At 73.6% G+C, this 20,811-nt stretch carries 15 protein-coding genes and 2 pseudogenes; 14 read left to right on the top strand and 3 right to left on the bottom strand.

Translation table 11 applies throughout. From position 1 onward, the window contains the following. Positions 1 to 277 precede the first annotated feature (277 nt). From E6P78_RS08235 to E6P78_RS08265, 7 genes are read left to right on the top strand one after another with little or no spacing between them, the layout of a single operon-like run. The gene (locus tag E6P78_RS08235; protein WP_136202846.1) at positions 278 to 3,403 is read left to right on the top strand and encodes an FAD-binding and (Fe-S)-binding domain-containing protein; all 3,126 of its coding nucleotides are present in this window, start codon (positions 278 to 280) and stop codon (positions 3,401 to 3,403) included. A gap of 12 nt (positions 3,404 to 3,415) precedes the next feature. Next, the gene (locus E6P78_RS08240; protein ID WP_136202847.1) at positions 3,416 to 5,236 is read left to right on the top strand and encodes a thiamine pyrophosphate-requiring protein; all 1,821 of its coding nucleotides are present in this window, start codon (positions 3,416 to 3,418) and stop codon (positions 5,234 to 5,236) included. Next, entirely contained in the window at positions 5,233 to 6,354 is a 1,122-nt protein-coding gene (locus E6P78_RS08245; RefSeq protein WP_240799105.1) for an enolase C-terminal domain-like protein, read from the top strand. The genes E6P78_RS08240 and E6P78_RS08245 overlap by 4 nt, the downstream gene beginning before the upstream one ends. A gap of 26 nt (positions 6,355 to 6,380) precedes the next feature. Continuing rightward, positions 6,381 to 8,168 (top strand): glycoside hydrolase family 15 protein, encoded by a 1,788-nt coding sequence (locus E6P78_RS08250; protein ID WP_136202848.1) that lies wholly within the window; start codon positions 6,381 to 6,383, stop codon positions 8,166 to 8,168. Further along, positions 8,165 to 9,169 (top strand): SDR family oxidoreductase, encoded by a 1,005-nt coding sequence (locus E6P78_RS08255; RefSeq protein WP_136202849.1) that lies wholly within the window; start codon positions 8,165 to 8,167, stop codon positions 9,167 to 9,169. Before E6P78_RS08250 ends, E6P78_RS08255 begins: the two co-directional genes overlap by 4 nt. A gap of 6 nt (positions 9,170 to 9,175) precedes the next feature. Next, positions 9,176 to 10,066: a non-homologous end-joining DNA ligase gene (ligD, locus tag E6P78_RS08260; protein WP_136202850.1), complete on the top strand. Its 891-nt coding sequence runs from the start codon at positions 9,176 to 9,178 to the stop codon at positions 10,064 to 10,066. Between the two features lie 24 nt (positions 10,067 to 10,090). Then, entirely contained in the window at positions 10,091 to 10,702 is a 612-nt protein-coding gene (locus tag E6P78_RS08265) for an endonuclease (RefSeq protein ID WP_136202851.1), read from the top strand. A gap of 61 nt (positions 10,703 to 10,763) precedes the next feature. Here E6P78_RS08265 and E6P78_RS08270 read toward each other — a convergent pair. Then, positions 10,764 to 10,841 (bottom strand): annotated as a pseudogene (locus tag E6P78_RS08270) (VOC family protein); the annotation flags it as partial. A gap of 277 nt (positions 10,842 to 11,118) precedes the next feature. Between E6P78_RS08270 and E6P78_RS33300 the strand changes: the two are divergent. From E6P78_RS33300 to E6P78_RS08285, 3 genes and pseudogenes are all read left to right on the top strand, one after another. Further along, positions 11,119 to 11,787, top strand: a pseudogene (locus tag E6P78_RS33300) (hypothetical protein); the annotation flags it as partial. 133 nt (positions 11,788 to 11,920) lie between these two features. Further along, positions 11,921 to 12,664 carry a hypothetical protein gene (locus E6P78_RS08280; protein WP_240799106.1) on the top strand — a complete coding sequence of 248 codons (744 nt, stop codon included), beginning with the start codon at positions 11,921 to 11,923 and terminating at the stop codon, positions 12,662 to 12,664. A 64-nt stretch (positions 12,665 to 12,728) separates the two neighbouring features. Continuing rightward, positions 12,729 to 13,181 carry an NAD(P)H-dependent oxidoreductase gene (locus E6P78_RS08285; protein ID WP_136202852.1) on the top strand — a complete coding sequence of 151 codons (453 nt, stop codon included), beginning with the start codon at positions 12,729 to 12,731 and terminating at the stop codon, positions 13,179 to 13,181. Positions 13,182 to 13,227: 46 nt separating this feature from the next. On the opposite strand, the gene E6P78_RS08290 is transcribed toward E6P78_RS08285, so the two are convergent. After that, complete coding sequence (locus E6P78_RS08290) at positions 13,228 to 13,803, bottom strand: TetR/AcrR family transcriptional regulator (protein ID WP_136202853.1); 576 nt, start codon at positions 13,801 to 13,803, stop codon at positions 13,228 to 13,230. 227 nt (positions 13,804 to 14,030) lie between these two features. Between E6P78_RS08290 and E6P78_RS08295 the strand changes: the two genes are divergently transcribed. From E6P78_RS08295 to E6P78_RS08310, 4 genes are read left to right on the top strand one after another with little or no spacing between them, the layout of a single operon-like run. Beyond that, complete coding sequence (locus E6P78_RS08295) at positions 14,031 to 14,588, top strand: 2Fe-2S iron-sulfur cluster-binding protein (RefSeq protein WP_136202854.1); 558 nt, start codon at positions 14,031 to 14,033, stop codon at positions 14,586 to 14,588. Next, positions 14,585 to 15,574, top strand: coding sequence for a xanthine dehydrogenase family protein subunit M (locus tag E6P78_RS08300; protein ID WP_136202855.1), 990 nt, complete (start codon positions 14,585 to 14,587; stop codon positions 15,572 to 15,574). The genes E6P78_RS08295 and E6P78_RS08300 overlap by 4 nt, the downstream gene beginning before the upstream one ends. Then, positions 15,571 to 17,709, top strand: coding sequence for a xanthine dehydrogenase family protein molybdopterin-binding subunit (locus E6P78_RS08305; protein WP_136202856.1), 2,139 nt, complete (start codon positions 15,571 to 15,573; stop codon positions 17,707 to 17,709). The genes E6P78_RS08300 and E6P78_RS08305 overlap by 4 nt, the downstream gene beginning before the upstream one ends. Beyond that, the gene (locus E6P78_RS08310) at positions 17,702 to 18,829 is read left to right on the top strand and encodes an XdhC/CoxI family protein (protein ID WP_136202857.1); all 1,128 of its coding nucleotides are present in this window, start codon (positions 17,702 to 17,704) and stop codon (positions 18,827 to 18,829) included. Before E6P78_RS08305 ends, E6P78_RS08310 begins: the two co-directional genes overlap by 8 nt. Before the next feature lie 139 nt (positions 18,830 to 18,968). Here E6P78_RS08310 and abc-f read toward each other — a convergent pair whose 3' ends face one another. Next, positions 18,969 to 20,603, bottom strand: coding sequence for a ribosomal protection-like ABC-F family protein (abc-f, locus tag E6P78_RS08315; RefSeq protein WP_136202858.1), 1,635 nt, complete (start codon positions 20,601 to 20,603; stop codon positions 18,969 to 18,971). Positions 20,604 to 20,811 lie beyond the last annotated feature (208 nt).

A 20,811-nucleotide genomic window follows, 5' to 3' on the forward strand; every position in this document is an offset into this window, starting at 1 on the left:
GTACTCGTCCTGGACCCGTGGAAACCGGTCCCCGGGCATACACCCGGGTTGCCGTGGGGCCTCGTCCGAAACATGGCACCGCCGACGCGGGTACGCCCACCGGGCCGCGCGCTCGGGTGACGCGGCGGGCGGCCCGTGCACCCGGCCGCCGGTGTCCGCAGGGCCGATCGGGGCAGTCGCCGCACTGCGGACAGGTGAAGGTGCCGACTTCGGGTACCGGGTTCGTACGAGGCTGGAGCCGCCCGGGTTCTCCGGCCGGACGACGAGGAGGAGACGGATGGCCACGGGAGGGAACGCTCAGGCGGACGGGCAGCACGGCACGGGGGTGGAAGCGGCGCCGGACCTGTCCTCCCTCCGGCGCGAGCTGGACCGGCGGGTCGACGGCGAGGTCCGCTTCGACGCGGGCAGCCGGGGCGCCTACGCGACCGACGGCTCGAACTACCGGCAGGTGCCGATCGGCGTCGTCGTGCCCCGCACGGTCGACGCGGGCGCCGAAGCGGTCGCGGTCTGCGCGCGCTACGGCGTTCCGGTGCTCTCCCGGGGCGGCGGCACCAGCCTCGCCGGACAGTGCACCAACGCCGCCGTGGTCATCGACTGGACGAAGTACTGCAACCGCCTGGCGTCCGTGGACGAGACCGCGCGGACCTGCGTGGTGGAGCCCGGCATCGTGCTGGACGAACTGAACCGGCAGCTCGCGGACCGCGGGCTGAGGTTCGGCCCGAAACCCTCGACGCACAGCCACTGCTCCCTGGGCGGCATGATCGGCAACAACTCGTGCGGCGCGTCCGCGCAGGCCTACGGCAAGACCGTCGACAACGTACGGCGGCTGGAGATCCTGACCTACGACGGGCTGCGCTGCTGGGTCGGCCCCACATCCGACGACGAGTTCACCCGGATCATCGACGGGGGCGGGCGCCGCGCGGAGGTGTACCGGGGGTTGCGCCGGATCATCGACGCGCACCTGGCCGACGTCCGCCAGGGCTTCCCCGCCATCCCGCGCCGGGTCTCCGGCTACAACCTCGATTCGCTCCTGCCGGAGAAGGGCTTCGACGTGGCCCGGGCCCTCGTCGGCAGCGAGGGCACCCTCGTCACCGTCCTGCGCGCCGAACTCGACCTGGTGCCCGTCCCGGCCCACGAGGCCATGCTCGTCCTCGGCTACCCCGACATCTGCGCCGCGGCCGACGACGTACCGCTCCTGCTGGAACACAGCGCACCAACCCAGCTGGAGGCGATGGACGGCCGGATGGCGCAGCTGATGCGCGAGGAGGACAGCCACGTCGCCTCCCTGAAGACCTTCCCCGAGGGCGAGAGCTGGCTGCTGCTCCAGTTCAGCGGGGACGCCCAGCAGGAGGTGGACCGGCAGGCGCGCGACCTGCTGCGGGCGCTCGGGCGCGACGAGGACGACCGCACGGTGACGTTCTCCGACGACCCGCCGCGCGAGCGCAGGATGCTCAAGGCGCGCGAGGCCGGGCTCGGGGTGACCGCGCGGCCGCCGGACGGGCGCGAGACCTGGGAGGGCTGGGAGGACTCGGCCGTCCCGCCCGAGCGGCTCGGCGACTACCTGCGCGGCCTGAGGGAGCTGTTCGCCGAGTTCGGCTACGACCACCCCTCCCTCTACGGCCACTTCGGCCAGGGCTGTGTGCACACCCGCATCCCCTTCGAGCTGAAGACCGCCGAGGGCGTCGCGACCTTCCGGAAGTTCCTGTTCCGCGCCGCCGACCTCGTCGTCGCGCACGGGGGCTCGCTCTCGGGCGAACACGGGGACGGCCAGTCCCGCGCCGAACTCCTGCCCCGCATGTACGGTGACCGGCTCGTCGCCGCGTTCGGCGAGGTCAAGGCGCTCCTGGACCCGGACAACCGGATGAACCCCGGCAAGGTCGTCGACCCGTACCGCACGGACGAGAACCTGCGGCTCGGACCGCTGTGGCGGCCACGGACCGACGCGACGCACTTCCAGTACCCCGACGACGGCGGCTCCTTCGACCGGGCCGTGATGCGCTGCGTCGGCATCGGCAACTGCCGCTCCCACAGCGGCGGCGTGATGTGTCCCTCCTACCGGGCGACGGGCGAGGAGGAGCACTCCACCCGGGGGCGGGCCCGGCTGCTCTTCGAGATGCTGGGCGGCCACGAGGACACACCCGTCACCGACGGCTGGCGCTCCACCGAGGTACGCGACGCGCTCGACCTCTGCCTCGCCTGCAAGGGCTGCAAGTCCGACTGCCCCGTGGGCGTCGACATGGCCACCTACAAGGCCGAGTTCCTGGCCCACCACTACGCCGGGCGGCTGCGCCCGGCGGCGCACTACTCGCTGGGCTGGCTGCCCCTGTGGGCCCAGCTCTCCCGCCTCGCCCCGCGCCTGGTCAACGCGGCGCTCGACGCCCCCGGCGCCCGGCGCGTCGCCAAGCGCCTCGCCGGAGTCGCCGCCGAGCGGCAGCCGCCCGCCTTCGCCGAGGAGTCGTTCGTCCAGTGGTGGCGGGCCCGCGGCACCCCGAACCCCGACCCGGCCGACGCCCGGACCGTGGTCCTGTGGCCGGACACCTTCACGACCTTCTTCCACCCGGGCATCGCCAGGTCCGCCGTCCGGGTGCTGGAGGACGCCGGCTTCCGGGTCGCCGTCCCGGAACGCGCCGTGTGCTGCGGGCTCACCTGGATCTCCACCGGCCAGCCCGCCACCGCCAAGAAGGTGCTGCGCCGGACCGTGGAGGTGCTGCGGCCCTGGATCGAGGCGGGCACCCCGATCGTCGGCCTGGAACCGTCCTGCACGGCCGTCTTCCGCTCCGACGCCCCGGAGCTGATGCCGCACGACCAGGACATCCAGCGCCTCGCGGGTCAGTTCCGCACCTTCTCCGAACTCCTGGTGAACGACGCCCCCGACGACTGGCGGCCGCCCGTCCTGACCCGGCAGGCCACCGTGCAGACCCACTGCCACCAGCACGCCGTCACCAAGTTCGACGCGGACCGCGAACTGATGCGCCGCGCCGGCCTCGACGCCGAGGTCCTGGATGAAGGGTGCTGCGGGCTCGCCGGCAACTTCGGCTTCGAACGCGGCCACTACGACCTGTCCATGGACATCGGCGAACAGGGCGTCCTGCCCGCCGTCCGGGGCGCCGCACCCGACGCCCTGGTCGTGGCCGACGGCTTCAGCTGCCGCACCCAGATCGAGCAGGGCGACACCGGCCGACGCGCCATGCACCTGGCCGAAGCGCTCGCGCTCGGCCTCGACGGGCCGCTGCCCGCCGACCACCCGGAGAAGGCCACCGCCCGCCCCGCAGGGCCGACCCCGGGCGCGGCCCGGCTGGCCTCGGGCGCCGCAGCACTCACCGCACTCACCTCGCTCACCGTGCTCGGGACGGCCGCGTACGCCGTCCTGCGCCGGAACCGACGCACGACGCACCACCGATAGGGAGAAGAAATCATGGCGACCAAGGTCTCCGACTACGTTCTGCAGCGCCTGCGCGAGTGGGACGTCGACCACGTCTTCGCCTACGCGGGCGACGGGATCAACGGTCTGCTCGCCGCCTGGGGGCGGGCCGAGAACAAGCCGAAGTTCGTCCAGGCCCGGCACGAGGAGATGGCCGCGTTCGAGGCGGTCGGCTACGCCAAGTTCTCCGGCAAGGCCGGGGTCTGCGCCGCCACCTCGGGCCCCGGAGCGATCCACCTGCTCAACGGGCTGTACGACGCGAAGCTGGACCACGTGCCCGTCGTCGCGATCGTGGGCCAGACCAACCGCAGTGCCATGGGCGGCTCCTACCAGCAGGAGGTGGACCTGCTGAGCCTCTACAAGGACGTCGCCTCCGAGTTCTGCGAGATGGTCACCGTCCCCGAACAGCTTCCCAACGTGATCGACCGGGCGATGCGGACCGCGTACGCCAAGCGGACCGTGACGGCCGTGATCATCCCGGCGGACGTCCAGGAACTGGGCTACACGCCCCCCACCCACGCCTTCAAGATGGTCCCCTCCAGCCTCGGCGCGAGCACGTCCGCGCCGGTCCCCGCCGAGGACGACCTCGCGCGGGCCGCCGAGGTGCTGAACGCGGGGGAGAAGGTCGCGATCCTGATCGGGCAGGGCGCCCGCGGCGCGCGCGCCGAGGTCGAGCGGCTGGCCGAAGTGCTGGGCGCGGGCGTCGCCAAGGCACTGCTCGGCAAGGACGTGCTCCCCGACGACCTGCCGTATGTCACCGGTTCCATCGGGCTGCTCGGCACCCGTCCCAGTTACGAGCTGATGCAGGACTGCGACACCCTGCTCGTGGTCGGCTCCAGCTTCCCCTACAGCCAGTTCCTGCCCGAATTCGATCAGGCCCGCGCGGTGCAGATCGACATCGACCCCTACATGATCGGACTGCGCTACCCGTTCGAGGTCAATCTCGTCGGTGACGCGCGCGCCACCCTCGACGCCCTGCTGCCGCGGCTCAAGCGGAAGAAGCACGGCAGCTGGCGCAAGAAGATCGAGAAGGACACCGCCAAGTGGTGGGAGGTCATGCAGCGGCGCGCCGCCGTGGAGGCCGACCCGGTCAACCCCGAATACGTCGTGCACGCCCTCGACGACCTCCTGCCGGACGACGCGATGCTGGCCGCCGACTCCGGTTCCGCCGCCAACTGGTACGCCAGGCACCTGCGCTTCCGGGGCGCGATGCGCGGTTCGCTCTCCGGCACGCTGGCCACCATGGGCCCCGGCGTGCCCTACGTCATCGGCGCCAAGTTCGCCCACCCCGACCGGCCCGCCATCGCGATCGTGGGTGACGGCGCGATGCAGATGAACGGCATGGCCGAACTCATCACCATCGCCAAGTACTGGCACGAGTGGGAGAACCCGCGCCTCGTCGTGGCGGTCCTCAACAACCAGGACCTCAACCAGGTCACCTGGGAGATGCGCGCCATGTCGGGCGCCCCGCAGTTCCTGCCCTCGCAGTCCCTGCCCGACGTGCGCTACGCGGACTTCGCCCGCTCGGTCGGCCTGGACGGCGTACGCGTGGAGAAGCCCGACGAGGTCGAGGACGCCTGGCACCGGGCCCTGGCCTGCGACCGGCCCTTCGTCATCGACTTCCGGACCGACCCCGCAGTCCCGCCCATCCCGCCGCACGCGAGCCTCGACCAGATCGAGGGGGCCGCCCTCTCGCTGGTCAGGGGCGACAGCGACCGCGGTGCGGTGCTGCGCCAGGGGTTCAAGGCCAAGGTCCAGGAGATGCTGCCCGGCCACCACGGGGACTCCGGCGACGAAGGGCCCGGAGGCAAGTGAGCCCCCACGACGCGGACGCCCCCCTGATCGACCGGGTGGAGACCGCCGTCTACACCGTGCCCACCGACGCCCCGGAGGGCGACGGCACCCTGGCCTGGGACGAGACCACACTCGTCCTGGTCAGGGCGGGCTCGGGCGGTACGAGCGGCCTCGGCTACACCTACGGGGCGCCCGCCACCGCCGCGGCCGTCGACCAGCTGCTCGCCGAAGTGGTCGAGGGCCGCAGCGCCTGGGACGTACCCGCGGCCAACGAGGCGATGAGCCGGGCCGTCCGCAACGCCGGACGCCCCGGGCTCGTCGCCCAGGCGCTGTCCGCCGTCGACATCGCCCTCTGGGACCTGAAGGCCCGCCTCCTGGACCTGCCCCTCACCCGCCTGCTCGGGGCCGGGGCCCAGGAGGTCCCCGTCTACGGCAGCGGCGGCTTCACCCCGTACGACGACGAGCGGCAGGACCGGCAGCTGCGCGGCTGGGCACAGACCCAGGGCATCCCCCGCGTCAAGATCAAGATCGGTGAGTCCTGGGGCCGGGAGGAAGCCCGCGACCTGCACCGGATCGCGCGGGCCCGCCGCAGCATCGGGGACGGCACCGAGCTGTACGTCGACGCCAACGGCGCCTACACCCGCAAACAGGCCGTCCGCATGGCCCGGAGGTTCGAGGACCACGACGTGACCTGGTTCGAGGAACCCGTCTCGTCCGACGACCCGACCGGCCTCGCCCACATCAGGGCGGCCACGACGGCCGACGTCGCGGCCGGTGAATACGGCTACGCGCTGCCGTACTTCTGGCAGCTGACCGCCGCCGGCGCCGTGGACTGCCTCCAGGCGGACGCCACCCGCTGCGGAGGCATCACCGTCTGGCTGCGCGCCGCCGCACTCGCCGAGGCCGCCGGACTGCAACTCTCCGGACACTGCGCCCCGCACGCCCACGCCCACGCCGCCGCGGCCGTGCCCAACCTGCGCCACCTGGAGTGGTTCCACGACCACGTCCGCATCGAGGAGCTCTTCTTCGACGGGGCCCTGGACCCGGCCGGCGGCACCGTACGCCCCGGCGCGTCCGGCGCCCCCGGGCTCGGCCTGGAGTTCCGCTCCGACGCCGCGGAACGCTACCGCGTCCGGTGACCGCCCGGGCCCCGACGAGGAGGCGCATGACCCGCCCGCACCTGCCGCACGACAACCCGCCGCCCCATGTGCTGCGCGAGTACGCCCTGATCGCCGACGGGGAACGGGGCGCGCTCGTCGGCCCCCAGGGCGACATCGCCTGGCTGTGCGCGCCGCGCTGGGACTCCGGCGCGGTCTTCGCCTCCCTCATCGGAGGCCCCGGCCACTACACCGTCACCCCGCGCGAACGCTTCGTCTGGGGCGGCTACTACGAGCCCGGGACGCTGATCTGGCGCAACCGCTGGGTCACCGCCTCCGGCGTCATCGAGTGCCGCGAGGCCCTGGCGTTCCCCGGCGACGCACGGCGCGCCGTCCTGTTGCGCCGGATCTGCGCGGTGGAGGGGGACGCCCGGGTGACCGTACGCCTGGAGCCGCACGCGGAGTACGGCGCGCACCGGGTGCGGGGCGTGCGGCGCGAGCGGCCCGGGGTGTGGAGCGGGCGCACCGGCCCCCTGCACTGGCGCTGGACCGGAGCCGACGCGGCACGCCCCGCCCGCGAGGGCCACCGCACCACGGGCATGGCGGCGGAGCTGACCGTGCCCGCCGGCGGCCACCACGACCTCGTCCTCGAACTCGCCGAGAGCGGACCGGGCGAGGCGGTGGACGCGGAACTGGCCTGGCAGGCCACGCAGGACGCCTGGGCCCGCGCCGCCCAGCCGCTGCCCGCCTGCCTCGCACCCGACGACGCCCGCCACTCCCACACCGTGCTGCGCGGCCTCACCAGCGCCTCGGGCGGCATGGTCGCGGCCGCCACCACCAGCCTCCCCGAACGCGCCGAGGCGGGCCGCAACTACGACTACCGGTACGTGTGGATTCGCGACCAGTGCTACGCCGGGCAGGCGGCCGCGGCAGTGGGGGCCCACCAGCTGACCGACGACGCCGTACGGTTCGTCGCCGCGCGCCTGCACGAGGACGGCCCACGGCTGGCGCCCGCCTACACCGCCACCGGCGGTCCGGTCCCCGACCAGCGGACGCTGTCCCTCCCCGGCTACCCGGGAGGCCACGACCGGGTCGGCAACCACGTCAACCGGCAGTTCCAGCTCGACGCGTTCGGCGAGGCGCTGCTCCTGTTCGCGGCGGCCGCCCGGGCGGACCGGCTCGGCCCCGACGGCCTGCGGGCGGCGGACATCGCGGTGGCGGCCATCGCCCGGCGCCGCGGCGAACCGGACGCGGGGATCTGGGAGCTGGAAGACCGCGCCTGGACACACAGCAAGCTCATCTGCGCCGCCGGACTGCGGGCCATGGCCGGGAGCGTCCGCTGCGCACAGGCCGCCTCGTGGGCCGGACTCGCGGACACCCTGGTCGCGGAGACGGCCGCGACCAGCACCCACCCGACCGGGCGCTGGCAGCGCGCGGCCGACGACCCGGGCCTGGACGCCGCCCTGCTGATGCCCCCGATCCGCGGCGGGATCAGCGCCTTCGACCCGCGGACCGTCCGCACGCTCGACGCCTACCGGGCCGAACTGACCCACGACCACTACGCCTACCGCTTCCGGCACGACGAACGCCCCCTCGACCAGGCCGAGGGCGCGTTCCTGCTGTGCGGCTACCTGATGGCGCTCGCCGAGCACCAGCAGGGCAACGAGCGGGAGGCGGTGCGCTGGTTCGAGCGCAACCGGGCGGCCTGCGGGCCCCCGGGCCTGTTCACCGAGGAGTACGACATCGGCCAGCGACAGCTGCGCGGCAACGTCCCGCAGGCCTTCGTCCACGCGCTGATGCTCGAAACCTCCGTCCGTCTCGCCGCACCCGCCCCGTCCGAAGGAGAACAGTCGTGAGCCAGAGCGTCGTCGTCACAGGAGCGAGCGCAGGAATCGGCCGGGCAGTGGCCCGGGCCTTCGGGGCGCGCGGGGCCGACGTGGCCCTGCTGGCCCGGGGCCGGGCCGGTCTCGACGCGGCCGCCCGCGAGGTGGAGGAGGCCGGCGGGCGCGCCCTGGTCGTCCCCACCGATGTGTCCGACCACCACGCGGTGGAGGCCGCGGCGGAAGAGGCCGTGCACGCCTTCGGCCGCATCGATGTCTGGGTCAACGCCGGCTTTGCCTCGGTCTTCGCACCGTTCACGCAGATCAAGGCGGAGGAGTACGAGCGGGTCACGCAGGTCACGTATCTGGGGTTCGTCAACGGCACCCGGGCCGCCCTCACGCACATGACCCCGCGCGACGCAGGGACCATCATCCAGGTGGGATCGGCACTCGGCGAGCGGTCCATCCCCCTCCAGTCCGCCTACTGCGGGGCCAAACACGCCATCAACGGCTTCACCTCGTCCCTGCGCACCGAGCTCATGCACCAGGGCAGCAACGTCCGCGTCACCGTGGTCCAGATGCCGGCCGTCAACACCCCGCAGTTCTCCTGGGTCCTGTCCCGGATGAAGGGCCGGCCGCAGCCCGTACCCCCGATCTACCAGCCGGAGGTCGCCGCCGAGGCCGTGCTGTACGCCGCCGACCACCCCGGCCGCAAGCAGTTCTACGTGGGCTCCAGCACGGTCGCCACGCTCGTCGCCAACAAGTTCGCCCCCGGCCTCCTCGACCGCTACCTCGCGCGTACGGGCTTCGACTCCCAGCAGTCCGGGGACGCCGGCCACGAGGAGCGCGAGCACAACCTCTGGCACCCGGTGGACGACGAGACCGACCACGGGGCGCACGGCACGTTCGACGACGAGTCCCACCGGCGCGACCCGCAGCTGTGGGCCTCCCGGCACCCGGCCCTCACCGCGCTCCTGGCCGCGGGTGCGGTGACCGGCGCCACGGCCCTGGGACTGCGCGCGGCCAAGGGCCGGTGAGCGGACGTGACCGCACGCACGAGGCGCGTACCGGAGATCAGCCGCCCGGACAAGGTCCTCTTCCCCGACGACGGCATCACGAAGGCCGAACTCGCCGGGTACTACCGCACGGTGGCCCGCCGCATGCTGCCCCATCTGCGGGAGCGGCCCCTCATGCTGGAACGCTTTCCCGACGGGATCGGCGGCCACGGCTTCATGCAGAAGGACGTGCCCGACCACTTTCCCGACTGGGTCCACCGCGTCGAACTCCCCAAGGAGGACGGCACCGTCACCTACCCGATCGCCGACCACACGGCAACGCTGGTGTACCTCGCCGGCCAGGCCTGCGTCACCCCGCACCGCTTCCTCTCCCGGGCGGACCGGCCGCACCACCCGGACCGGATGGTGTTCGACCTCGACCCGCCCGGCGACGACTTCGCCCCGGTACGCGAAGCGGCACTGGCCCTGCACGGTCTGCTGGACGAGCTGGAGCTGCCGTCCCTGGTCATGACCACCGGATCACGCGGCCTGCACGTCGTGGTGGCGCTCGACCGCCGGGACGCCTTCGACGACGTACGGGCGTTCGCCCGCGCGGTCGCCGACGCCCTCGTCGCCCGCAGGACCGACCGGTTCACCACCGAGGCCAGGAAGAAGGCGCGCGGCGGCCGCCTCTACCTCGACGTCCAGCGCAACGCGTACGCCCAGACCGCCGTCACCCCCTACGCGGTCCGCGCGCGCCCCGGCGCCCCCGTCGCGGCGCCCTTGGCCTGGGAGGACATCGAGGACCCGGCGCTCGACGCCCGCCGCTGGACCCTTCGCAGCGCCGACGGGCTCCTGGAACGCGACCCCTGGCACCACCCACCACGGCCCCGCTCCCTCAGCCGGGCCCGCACCCTGCTCGACGCGCTGACCGCGTAGAGCCGACCCACGACGGAGGAACCCATGTCCAGAGCGACGACGGTGAAACGGCTGCTGGATGAGCACGGGCAGACGTACGCCGAGGAAGCCGGCATCCGGCTGAAGGACACGCCCATGCCGCTGTACCAGCTGCTGACGCTCTGCGTGCTCTTCTCGGTCCGCATCAAGGCCGACATCGCGGTGGCCGCGGCCCGGGAACTCTTCGACGCTGGGATGCGCACACCCCGGGGAATGGCCGACGCCACCTGGCAGGACCGCGTCGACGCACTGGGCCGCGCCCACTACCGCCGCTACGACGAGTCCACGGCCACCGCGCTCGGCGAGGGCGCGCAACTCGTGCTCGACCGGTACCACGGAGACCTGCGGCGGCTGCGCGACGAAGCCGGCGGCGATGCCGGGCGGCTGCGCGAACTGCTGCGCGAGTTCCCCCGGATCGGGCCGGTGGGCGCCGACATCTTCAGCCGCGAGGCCCAGGGCGTGTGGCCCGAACTGCGCCCGGCGTTCGACAAGCGGGCCCAGGGCGCCGCGGACGAACTCGGGCTGCCGCACTCCCCGGACAAACTGGCCGCTCTCGTCGGCGACGACGACCTTCCCCGCTTGGCGGCCGCGCTGGTCCGGGTGGAACTCACCGCGTGAACCGCGCACGGCCGGCCGGTGCGCGCCCCTGGGGCACGGCACCGGCCGATGAGCCGACGGCTCAGCGCAGTTCCCGGACGCGGACCAGGTTGCCCGCCGGGTCCCGGAACGCGCGGTCGCGGATGCCGTAGGGCTGCTCGCCCGCGCGGTGCGGGCCGGCCCCGGCGCGGTCAGGGGAGATGACGATGAACGCACAGGACCACGACCACCAGCACGACGACCTCGAACGGGACCACCACACCCCGCCCCGGGAGACCGAGGCCGGGCCCGAGCGCCTGCCGGCGGACCACCTGCACGGCGAGAGCGCCACGGCTCCCGGCACGTCGGAGGCCCGCGACGGGGGACCGGAAGCCCACCACCTCTTCCGGGCGGCGGCCACCGGCCGGGCCGACGTGGTGGGCACGGCCGGCATGGGCATGCTCCAGCGCACGGTCGGCAACGCCGCGCTCGGCCCGGTGATCCAGCGCGCCCGGGCGGGAGCCCCCGAGCGGACCGAGGAGGCGGAGACGCGCTCGACCGTCCACGACGTCATCGGCTCCGTGGCGGCGAACGCCACCCGTGCCCGCTCGGTCCCGGGCTGGGCGCCCAGGCGCACCGCCGAGCACGCCGAGACCATCACCGACGAGGTGCTCGACGCGGCGGAAGGCGTACCGGGCCAGACGTTCACCCTCGCCCGGTATTCCGTGGCGCCGGGGGACTTCGTCGTCGAGGTCGCGGACCCGGCGAGCGGCCCCGAGCCGGAGTTCGCCCACTGGACCCGGGTCGACGACTTCGCGCACTCCGCCCCCGATGACCCGCACATCACGCTCGACCCGAACTCCGGCCGCGTCGAGTTCGGCCCGGCCGTACGGGAACGGGCCGGCTCCATCCGCTACTACGGGGCGGTCCCCGCCAAGGGCGCAACGGTCCGGGTGCGTTCCTACCGCACGGGCGGCGGGCTGCGCGGCAATGTCGCCAGGTCGACCCTGAAGATCCTGCGCAGCGCGATCCCGTACGTGGCCCGGGTGGAGAACCGCCGGCCCGCGCTCGGCGCCGTCGACGGGGAGAGCGTCGACAGCGCCCGGGTACGCGGCCCGATGACCCTGCGCACCCCGCACCGGGCCGTCGTCCCCCACGACTACGAACTCCTCGCCCGCGAGGTCGCCCCGGGACACGGCCCGCGTTTACTGCATCCGGGCAGGTGCCGACGGCGACGACAGCGGCGCCGCCGCCCGGGGCGTGCGGCTCCTCGTCGTGCCCGCCGGGCGCAGCGACGAGCAGGGCAGGACCGAGTTCGACGAGCTGATCCCTCCCGCCCCGACCCTGCGCCTGACCGCCGGGCACCTGGAGGAGCGGCGCCCCATCGGGGCCCGGCTCGTCCGCGGCACGGCGAAGGCCCATGCCGCCGGAGCGCGGCCCCGGCGGCGCCGGCGCGGGCCGAGGCTCGGGGTGCCCCTCGCGCTGCTCGTCGTGCTGGCCGGCGTGTGGTTCGCGCTCCCGCACCTGTCCGGCCTGCTCGGTTTCGCCAAGGAGGAGACCGGCGCGCCGGAGTCCATGCCGCCCTCCGCGTGCCACGGTTCGAGTGCGGCACCGGGGCACGCCGCCGGAGCGGCGTTCGACGGCTTCAACAACCGGTACTGGGCGCCCAAGGACACCGGCGACGGTGCGGGGGAGTACCTGGAGTGCGACTTCGACCAGCCGGTCCGGCTGACCAAGATGGTGGTGTTCTCCGGAACCTCGGCGCGCACGGACGAATTCCTCACGCAGGCCCGGCCGGCCAGGATCACCGCGGAACTGACCGCGAAGGACGGCAGCACGACCGAGCGCACGATCCGGCTGGCGGACCGGGCGGGACAGCAGACCTTCGACGTGCGGGGCTCGCAGACCGTCCGCGTCCGGCTCACGCTCGACTCCGCGTTCGGTACCGGCAAGGGCCGCCGGGTCGCGGTCGCCGAGATCGAGTTCTTCGGCCACCGCTCCTGACACCGCCGCCCGGGAGGCGCGCCCCGCTTGCGGCGGCGGGACGCGAACGGCAGGGTTCGGTGCTGTGCCCACTCTCCTGATCGTGCACCACACGCCCTCGCCCAACTGCCAGGCCCTCTTCGAGGCCGTCGTCTCCGGTGCGACGACGGACGAGATCGAGGGCGTACGCGTCGTACGGCGCGCCGCACTCGCCGCGACCGCCTCCGACGTCCTCGCCGCCGACGGGCTGCTCCTGGGAACCCCGGCGAACCTCGGGTACATGTCCGGGGCGCTGAAGCACTTCTTCGACCAGATCTACTACCCGTGCCTCGACACCACGAGCGGCCGGCCCTTCGGCTACTACGTGCACGGCGGCAACGACGTCACGGGGGCCGTGCGCGGCATCGAGACGATCACCACCGGCCTGGGCTGGCGCCGGGCGGCGGACGCCGTGAAGGTGACGGGAGAGCCGGGCAAGGCCGACACCGAGGCATGCTGGGAACTGGGCGCCACCCTCGCGGCGGGCCTGACGGAGTGACACCGGTGCCGCCGTGTTTACCCGGTGGCGCGCTTCTCCTACCGCCTCAACCCGCCGCCCCCGCGCGCAGCCCGTCCATCACGAGGTCGAAGAGGCGGGCGGCGCGGGGCTGCCAGTCGCTGTGGGGGTCGAGCTGCCAGAGGCCCGCTATGGCAAGGAGGAAGTCGTCGGGGGTCACGCCGGGGCGGATGCTGCCCGCTGTCCCGTTCGCCTCCAGCAGGAGAATGATCGCCTCGGTCACCGGGCCGTGGCCGACCTGCGCCAGGGTGCCGTGTCCGCTCGTCGTCGCGCGCAGGGCGTCGGCGAGGCCGGCCTTCGTCATGGCGTACTGGGCGAGCCGGTCCATCCACTCCCGCAGCGCGAGGTCGGCGGGGCGGTCGCGGAGCAACTGGGCGGCCGTGCCGGCGACCTGCTGCATCTCGTAGCGGTAGACCTCCAGGACAAGGGCCTCGCGGTGCGGGAAGTTGCGGTAGAAGGTGCCCTGGCCGACACCGGCCTTCTTCGCGATCACGCTGACGGGGGCGTCGGCGTCCCGCGTCAGCTCGGTGAGCGCGACGGCCAGGATGCGCTCGCGGTTGCGCTGCGCGTCCGGGCGCGTGGGCGTGCTCCTCGCCTCCCGCACGCCTGCTCCCCTCCCCGCAGCCACGGCCCGGTACGGCCTTGCTCACCGGACAGCCGTCCGTTAGGTTCGACCATCAAGCGGACAGCTGTCCGCTTGGCTCCACCATAGCGCCGGATCAGGCCACATGGCCGACCGGTACCCGTCGGCCCCGCACTCGCACGCATCGCCCTTCGTCTCCCGGCGTCGTCTCGTTCGACGCGTCCAAGCAATGCGAAAGAAGGCTGATCATGGCCCCATCGACGTCCAGTGCCATCACCCTGCGCATCAACGGCGAAAAATACACGCTGCCCGTCGACCACCGCACCACCCTGCTCGACGCGTTACGTGAGCACCTCGACCTGACGGGCACCAAGAAGGGCTGCGACCAGGGCCAGTGCGGCGCCTGCACGGTGCTGCTCGACGGCCGCCGGGCCGTGTCGTGCCTCCAGCTAGCGGTAGCGGCCGAGGGACGCGAGATCACCACCATCGAAGGCGTCGCCGAGGGCGACCGGCTGCATCCCGTGCAGCAGGCCTTCCTGGATCTCGACGGCTACCAGTGCGGGTACTGCACACCGGGGCAGATCTGCTCCGCCCTCGCGGTCATCGAGGAGCACGCAGCGGGCTGGCCCAGTGCGGTGACCGAGGACCTGCGGCCCGAAGCGGCGGCGCCCGCACTCACCGCCGAGGAGATCCGCGAGCGGATGAGCGGCAACCTGTGCCGCTGCGGCGCCTACGCGTCGATCGTGCAGGCGGTCGCGCGCGCGGCCGATAACACCGCGGACGAGGTCAAGGAGCCGGTGGCATGAGGGAGTTCGGCTACGAACGGGCCTACGACGTCGCCGGTGCGGTCGCCCTCCTCGGCACCGACCCCGACGCCCGGCTGCTCGGCGGCGGCACCAACCTCGTCGACCTGATGAAGGCGGGCGTGGAGCGTCCCACGCTCCTCATCGACGCACAGGAACTCCCGCTCAGGGGAATCGAGTTCACTCCTGACGGCGGGCTGCGCATCGGTGCGACCGTCAGCAACAGCGACCTGGCGGCCCACCCCGACGTACGGCGCCACTACCCGGCCCTCGCGCAGGCGCTGCTCGCCGGTGCGTCCGGGCAACTGCGCAACATGGCCACCGTCGGCGGAAACCTCCTCCAGCGCACCCGCTGCGGCTACTTCGCCGACCTGAGTAAACCCTGCAACAAGCGGACGCCCGGCAGCGGTTGTCCCGCCATCGCGGGCGAACACCGCAACCACGCCATCCTCGGCGCGTCCGAGCACTGCGTCGCCACCCACCCCTCCGACATGGCCGTCGCACTCGCGGCGTTCGACGCGGTCATCTCGTACGAGACGGCCGAGGGGCCCGGCGACCTGCCGATCGACGCGTTCTACCTTCCCGTGGGCGACGCCCCGCACATCGAGACCGCGCTCCCCGCCGGTGCCGTCGTCACCGGCATCACGCTGCCGCCCGCCCCCGCCGCGCACTCCCGCTACCGCAAGGTGCGCGAGCGCGCCTCGTACGCGTTCGCGATCGGCTCGGTCGCCGCCGCGCTCGACGTGCGCGACGGAGCCGTGCGTGACGTACGCCTCGCCTTCGGGGCCGTCGCCTCCCGGCCGTGGCGGGCCCGTACCGCCGAGCGGGCGCTGGCCGGCGGCCCGGCCGACGCGGAAGCCTTCGCCGCGGCGGCGGACGCCGAACTGGCCGCCGCGAAATCGCTGCCGGAGAACGGCTACAAGGTGACGCTGATGCGCAACCTCGTCGTCGCCGTCCTCACCCAACTCGCCGAGGAGGCCGCTCGATGACCACCACCACCGGCAAGAGCGCCGCCACCGGAGCCGTCGGCTCGGGCCGCACCCGGGTGGAGGGCCGCGACAAGGTCACCGGGGCCGCCCGCTACGCCGGCGAGATCCCCTTCGCCCGGCTCGCCCATGGCTGGCTGGTGCTGTCCACGGTGGCCCGGGGACGGATCACGGACGTGGCGGACGAGCCGGTCCTCGCCATGCCCGGCGTCCTCGCCGTGCTGCACCACGAGAACGCACCCCGCGTCGACACCGACTACGTGGGGATGCTGGGGCGGCCGAACCCGGTCGTCGGGCTCTTCCAGCACGACCGGGTGCCGTTCGCCGGCTGGCCGGTGGCCCTGGTGGTGGCCGAGACGTCCGAGCAGGCCAGGGAAGCGGCCGAAGCGCTCGCCGTCAGCTACGAGGAGGAACCGCACGACGTGGCGTTCCGCGCCGGACGCGACGACGCCTACCGGCCCGAGGACTCCCCGATGGTGCAGGCCGACACCGCGAAGGGGGATCTCCAGGCGCAGATCGAGGGCGCCGCGTTCGTCGTGGACGAGGAGTACACCACGCCGGAGGAACACCACTGCACGATGGAGCCGCACGCCGCGACCGCCCGCTGGGACGACGGGCGGCTCGACGTCGTCGACTCCAACCAGGGCAGCACCTGGGTGGCCGGCGAACTCGCCCAGCTCTTCTCCCTGGACCCGGCCTCGGTGCGGGTGCGGTCCGAACACATCGGCGGCGCCTTCGGCTCCAAGGGGCTGAGCGCCCACCAGGTCGCCGCGGTCATGGCCACCACCATCCTCCAGCGGCCCGTGCGCGTCGTCATGACCCGGCGCCAGATGTTCTCGCTCGTGGGATACCGCAGCCCGACGGCCCAGCGCGTCAGGGTCGCGGCCGACGCCGACGGCAGGTTGCGCGCCTTCGACCACGAGGCGCTGAACCTCACATCGACCGTGCACGAGTTCGTCGAGACGAGCGCCGTGCTGGGCCGCGTCATGTACGACGCCGACGCGCACCACAGCCGGCACCGGCTCGTACGGCTGGACGTGCCGACGCCCACCTGGATGCGCGCCCCGGGGGAGGCGCCCGGCTCCTTCGCCATCGATTCGGCCCTCGACGAACTGGCCGAGAAGTGCGGGGTGGACCCGATCGCGCTGCGGGCACGTAACGAACCCGCGACGGGCCCGGTGTCGGGCCTGCCGTTCAGCAGCCGCAACGTGCTCGCCTGCTTCGAGGAAGGCGCCCGCAGGTTCGGCTGGGCGGACCGCGACCCGCGCCCCGGCCTGCGCCGCGAAGGCCGCTGGCTGCTCGGGACCGGCACGGCGGCGGCCTCCTACCCCTCCGGGGTCGGCCGGTCCACGGCCGCCGTGACCGCCGAGGCCGACGGCACCTTCACCGTACGGATCAACGCGGCGGACATCGGGACCGGCGCCCGTACCGCCATGACGCTCATCGCCGCCGACGCGCTCCAGGTGAACCCGGACCGCATCCGGGTGCGCATCGGCGACAGCGACCTGGGCCCGGCCATGATCGCCGGAGGCTCGACCGGCACCCGCTCCTGGGGCTGGGCCGTGCGGCTCGCGGCGAGCGATGTGCGCGAACGGCTGGCCCTGGGCGGCGCCGTTCCGCCCGAGGGGATCACCGCCCGCTCGGACACCGCCGACGCCATCGACGCCCTCCCGCGGCAGGAACGGCACTCCTTCGGCGCACAGTTCGCCGAGGTCGCCGTGGACGTCAGCACCGGTGAGGTGCGCGCACGCAGGCTGCTGGGCGTCTTCGCCGCGGGCACCATCGTCAACCCGCTCACCGCCCGCAGCCAGCTCATCGGCGGCATGACCTGGGGGCTGTCCATGGCGCTCCACGAGGAGGCGGTCCGCGACGCGGCGTCCGGCGGCCACGTCAACGCCGACCTCGCCGGATACCACGTCGCCGCCCACGCCGACGTGCCGCTCATCGAGGCGGACTGGGTGGACGACCACGTGCCCGGCGACCCCGTCGGCATCAAGGGCATCGGCGAGATCGGCGTCGTCGGGGTCGCCGCCGCCATCGCCAACGCGGTGTGGCACGCCACCGGCGTCCGCCACCGGCAACTGCCGATCCGCCCGGACCGCGTCCTGCGAGCGGCGGGGGACACCCGGGGTGCTTGAGATCGCGGAACGGCTGCTCCCCTGGTTCGAGGACGGCCGGGACTTCGCCGTCGCCACGGTCGTGGCCGTCGTCGGCAGCGCGCCGCGCGGCCCCGGCGCCGCCCTGGCCGTCGACCGGGACGGAGCCGTCGTGGGCTCCGTCTCCGGGGGCTGCGTGGAAGCAGAGGTGTACGAGCTCTGCGAGCAGGCCCTGGAGGACGGGCGGACCGTGCGCCGGCGCTTCGGATACAGCGACGAGGACGCCTTCGCGGCGGGGCTCACCTGCGGCGGCGTCATCGACATCCTGATCGCCCCGGTGCGGCCGGCCGCCCCCGTGTTCCGGGCGGCGGTGTCGGCCGCGACCCGGCGGGAGGCGGTGGCACTCGCCCGGGTGGTGCGCGGCCCCGACGACCTGCTCGGCGGAGCACTGGCCGTACCCGCCGACGGATCGTACGCGGGACACATCGGCGGCCGTCCGGAACTCGACCGGGCGGCGGCGGCCGAGGCCCGCGCCATACTGGACACCGGCCGCACCGGCACCGTCGAGATCGCCGAGGACGGCTCGCACTGCCCCGGCGGCCTGACGCTGTTCGTCGAGTCGAGCCTGCCCCCGCCCCGCATGATCGTCTTCGGTGCCGTGGACTTCGCCACCGCGCTCGTCCGGGCGGGCGCGTTCCTCGGCTACCACGTCACCGTGTGCGACGCCCGGCCGGTCTTCGCCACCCGGGCCCGCTTCCCCGAGGCCGACGACGTGGTGGTCGACTGGCCGCACCGCTATCTGCGGCGCACCACGACCGACGACCGGACCGCCCTGTGCGTCCTCACCCACGACACCAAGTTCGACGTGCCCCTCCTGGAGGCGGCCCTGCGGCTGCCGGCCGCGTACGTCGGCGCGATGGGCTCCCGCCGCACCCACGAGGAGCGCAACCGGCGCCTGCGTGAAGCCGGTGTCGCCCAACACGAGTTGGCCCGGCTGCACTCCCCGATCGGCCTCGACCTCGGCGCCCGCACCCCCGAGGAGACCGCCCTGTCCATCGCGGCGGAGATCGTCGCGGTGCGCCGGGGCGGCACGGGCGCACCGCTCACCGGCTCCCACACGCCCATCCACCCCGACGCCGGCGCGGGGCGCAGAGGGGTGTGAAGGCGGTCTTCAGGCGCCCAGCCGCGGTTCGCGTCCCCGCCACCGCCGGCGCAGCCGGCCTCGGCACCTCCGACGTGATCGGTTCCGGGTCCGCCGGGCACGGGGCCTCGGGCGCGGGCCCGGACGGCACGTCAGCGGTTCACGTCTGCGGGGCCCCCGTCTCCCGCAGCTCCCCGTCGGCCAGCCGGAGCCACCGGTCCACGCCGATCCGCTCCAGGAACCGTTCGTCGTGGCTGACCACCACGAACGCCCCGCGATAGGAGGCGAGCGCGCTCTCCAGCTGATCGGCGCTGACCAGGTCGAGGTTGTTGGTCGGCTCGTCCAGGAGCAGCAGCTGCGGGGCCGGCTCCGCGCACAGGACGCAGGCCAGCGTGGCCCGCAGCCGTTCGCCGCCCGACAGCACCCCCACGGGCAGGTGGGCGCGGTCGCCGCGGAAGAGGAAGCGCGCCAGCAGGTTCATCCGCTCGGCCTCCGCCCGGTGCGGGGCGAACGCGGCGAAGTTCTCGGCCACCGTGCGGTCGAGGTCGAGCAGGTCGAGGCGTTGCGAGAGGTAGGCGATCCGCCCGTCGGCGCGCTTGATCAGCCCGCCGTCCAACTCCAGGTCGCCGTTGATCAGCCGGAGCAGGGTGCTCTTGCCCGCGCCGTTGGGGCCGGTGAGCGCGATGCGTTCGGGCCCCCGGACCGTCAGGTCGACACCCTCGCCGGTGAACTGCTCCCGGCCGCCGAGGCGGACGCGCATCTGCTCGCCGAGCAGGACCGTGCGGCCGGCGGGTACGTCGGTGTCCGGCAGATCGAGCGTGATGCGCTGCTCGTCGCGTACGGCACGGCCCGCCTCGTCGAGACGGGCCTGTGCGTCGCCGACCCGGGCGGCGTGCGTCTGGCCGGCGCGCCCCGCGGACTCCTGGGCGCCGCGCTTCATGTTCCCGGCGAAGATGCGCGGGAGCCCGGCGTTCTTGAGGTTGCGCGCCGCGTTGCTCGCGCGGCGCTCGGCCCGTTCGCGGGCCTGCTGCATCTCGCGCTTCTCCCGCTTCAGCTCCTGCTCGGCGTTGCGGACGTTCTTCTCGGCCACCTCCCGCTCGGCCTGCACGGCCTCCTCGTAGGCTGTGAAGTTGCCCCCGTACAGGCGCATTTCCTCCGGACCGAGTTCGGCGATGCGGTCCATGCGGTCCAGGAGTGCGCGGTCGTGGCTGACGAGGAGCAGTGTGCCGTTCCATGCCTCCAGCGTGTCGTGGAGCCGGTGGCGCGCGTCGAGGTCCAGGTTGTTGGTCGGCTCGTCGAGCAGCAGGACGTCCGGCCGCTTCAGCAGCTGCGCGGCCAGCCCGAGCGAGACGACCTGGCCACCGCTGAGCGTGCCGATGCTCCGGTCCAGGGCGATGCCGTCGAGCCCGAGCCGGTCGAGCTGGGCGCGGGTGCGCTCCTCGACGTCCCAGTCGTCACCGATGACGGCGAAGTGCTCCTCGCCCACATCACCGGACTCCACGGCGTCCAGCGCGCGGATCACCGCGTCGACGCCGAGCACCTCGGCCACCGACAGGTCGCCGGTCAGGGGGAGGCTCTGCGGGAGGTAGCCCAGCGTGCCGTCGACCGTGACCGAACCGGCGGTGGGCCGCAGCTCACCGGCGATCAGCTTGAGCAGGGTGCTCTTCCCCGAGCCGTTGGGGGCGACGAGACCGGTGCGGCCGTTGCCCACCGTGAAGGACAGGCCGGTGAGCACCGGGGTGTCGTCGGGCCAGGAGAAGGAAAGGTTCGAGCAGATGAGGGATGCGTCGGACATGCGGAGACCTCGCGTGTGAATCCGGGGTCGGCACGGACCGCGGCCCCGGAGGAATGGCCAGAGGGAACAACGACACGGCCACTGCGGCGGCGCCCTGGGCGCCGGCGGTGGCTATCGGCTCCGGGTCTCACCCGGAGATGTCGTCGTCGCCTGCCATGTCTGGTCTCCCCGGTACACGCTGAAAGCGTGACGATCTTATCAGGCGGGC

This window comes from Streptomyces sp. A0958 (assembly GCF_004795035.1).
Lineage (GTDB): Bacteria > Actinomycetota > Actinomycetes > Streptomycetales > Streptomycetaceae > Streptomyces.

Bases quoted from the DNA above. Each gene is read 5' to 3' on its own strand.
- E6P78_RS08235 (WP_136202846.1), top strand. From the start codon at position 278: ATGGCCACGGGAGGGAACGCTCAGGCGGACGGGCAGCACGGCACGGGG.
- E6P78_RS08240 (WP_136202847.1), top strand. From the start codon at position 3,416: ATGGCGACCAAGGTCTCCGACTACGTTCTGCAGCGCCTGCGCGAGTGG.
- E6P78_RS08250 (WP_136202848.1), top strand. From the start codon at position 6,381: ATGACCCGCCCGCACCTGCCGCACGACAACCCGCCGCCCCATGTGCTG.
- E6P78_RS08265 (WP_136202851.1), top strand. From the start codon at position 10,091: ATGTCCAGAGCGACGACGGTGAAACGGCTGCTGGATGAGCACGGGCAG.
- E6P78_RS08295 (WP_136202854.1), top strand. From the start codon at position 14,031: ATGGCCCCATCGACGTCCAGTGCCATCACCCTGCGCATCAACGGCGAA.
- E6P78_RS08300 (WP_136202855.1), top strand. From the start codon at position 14,585: ATGAGGGAGTTCGGCTACGAACGGGCCTACGACGTCGCCGGTGCGGTC.
- E6P78_RS08305 (WP_136202856.1), top strand. From the start codon at position 15,571: ATGACCACCACCACCGGCAAGAGCGCCGCCACCGGAGCCGTCGGCTCG.
- abc-f (WP_136202858.1), bottom strand. From the start codon at position 20,603: ATGTCCGACGCATCCCTCATCTGCTCGAACCTTTCCTTCTCCTGGCCC.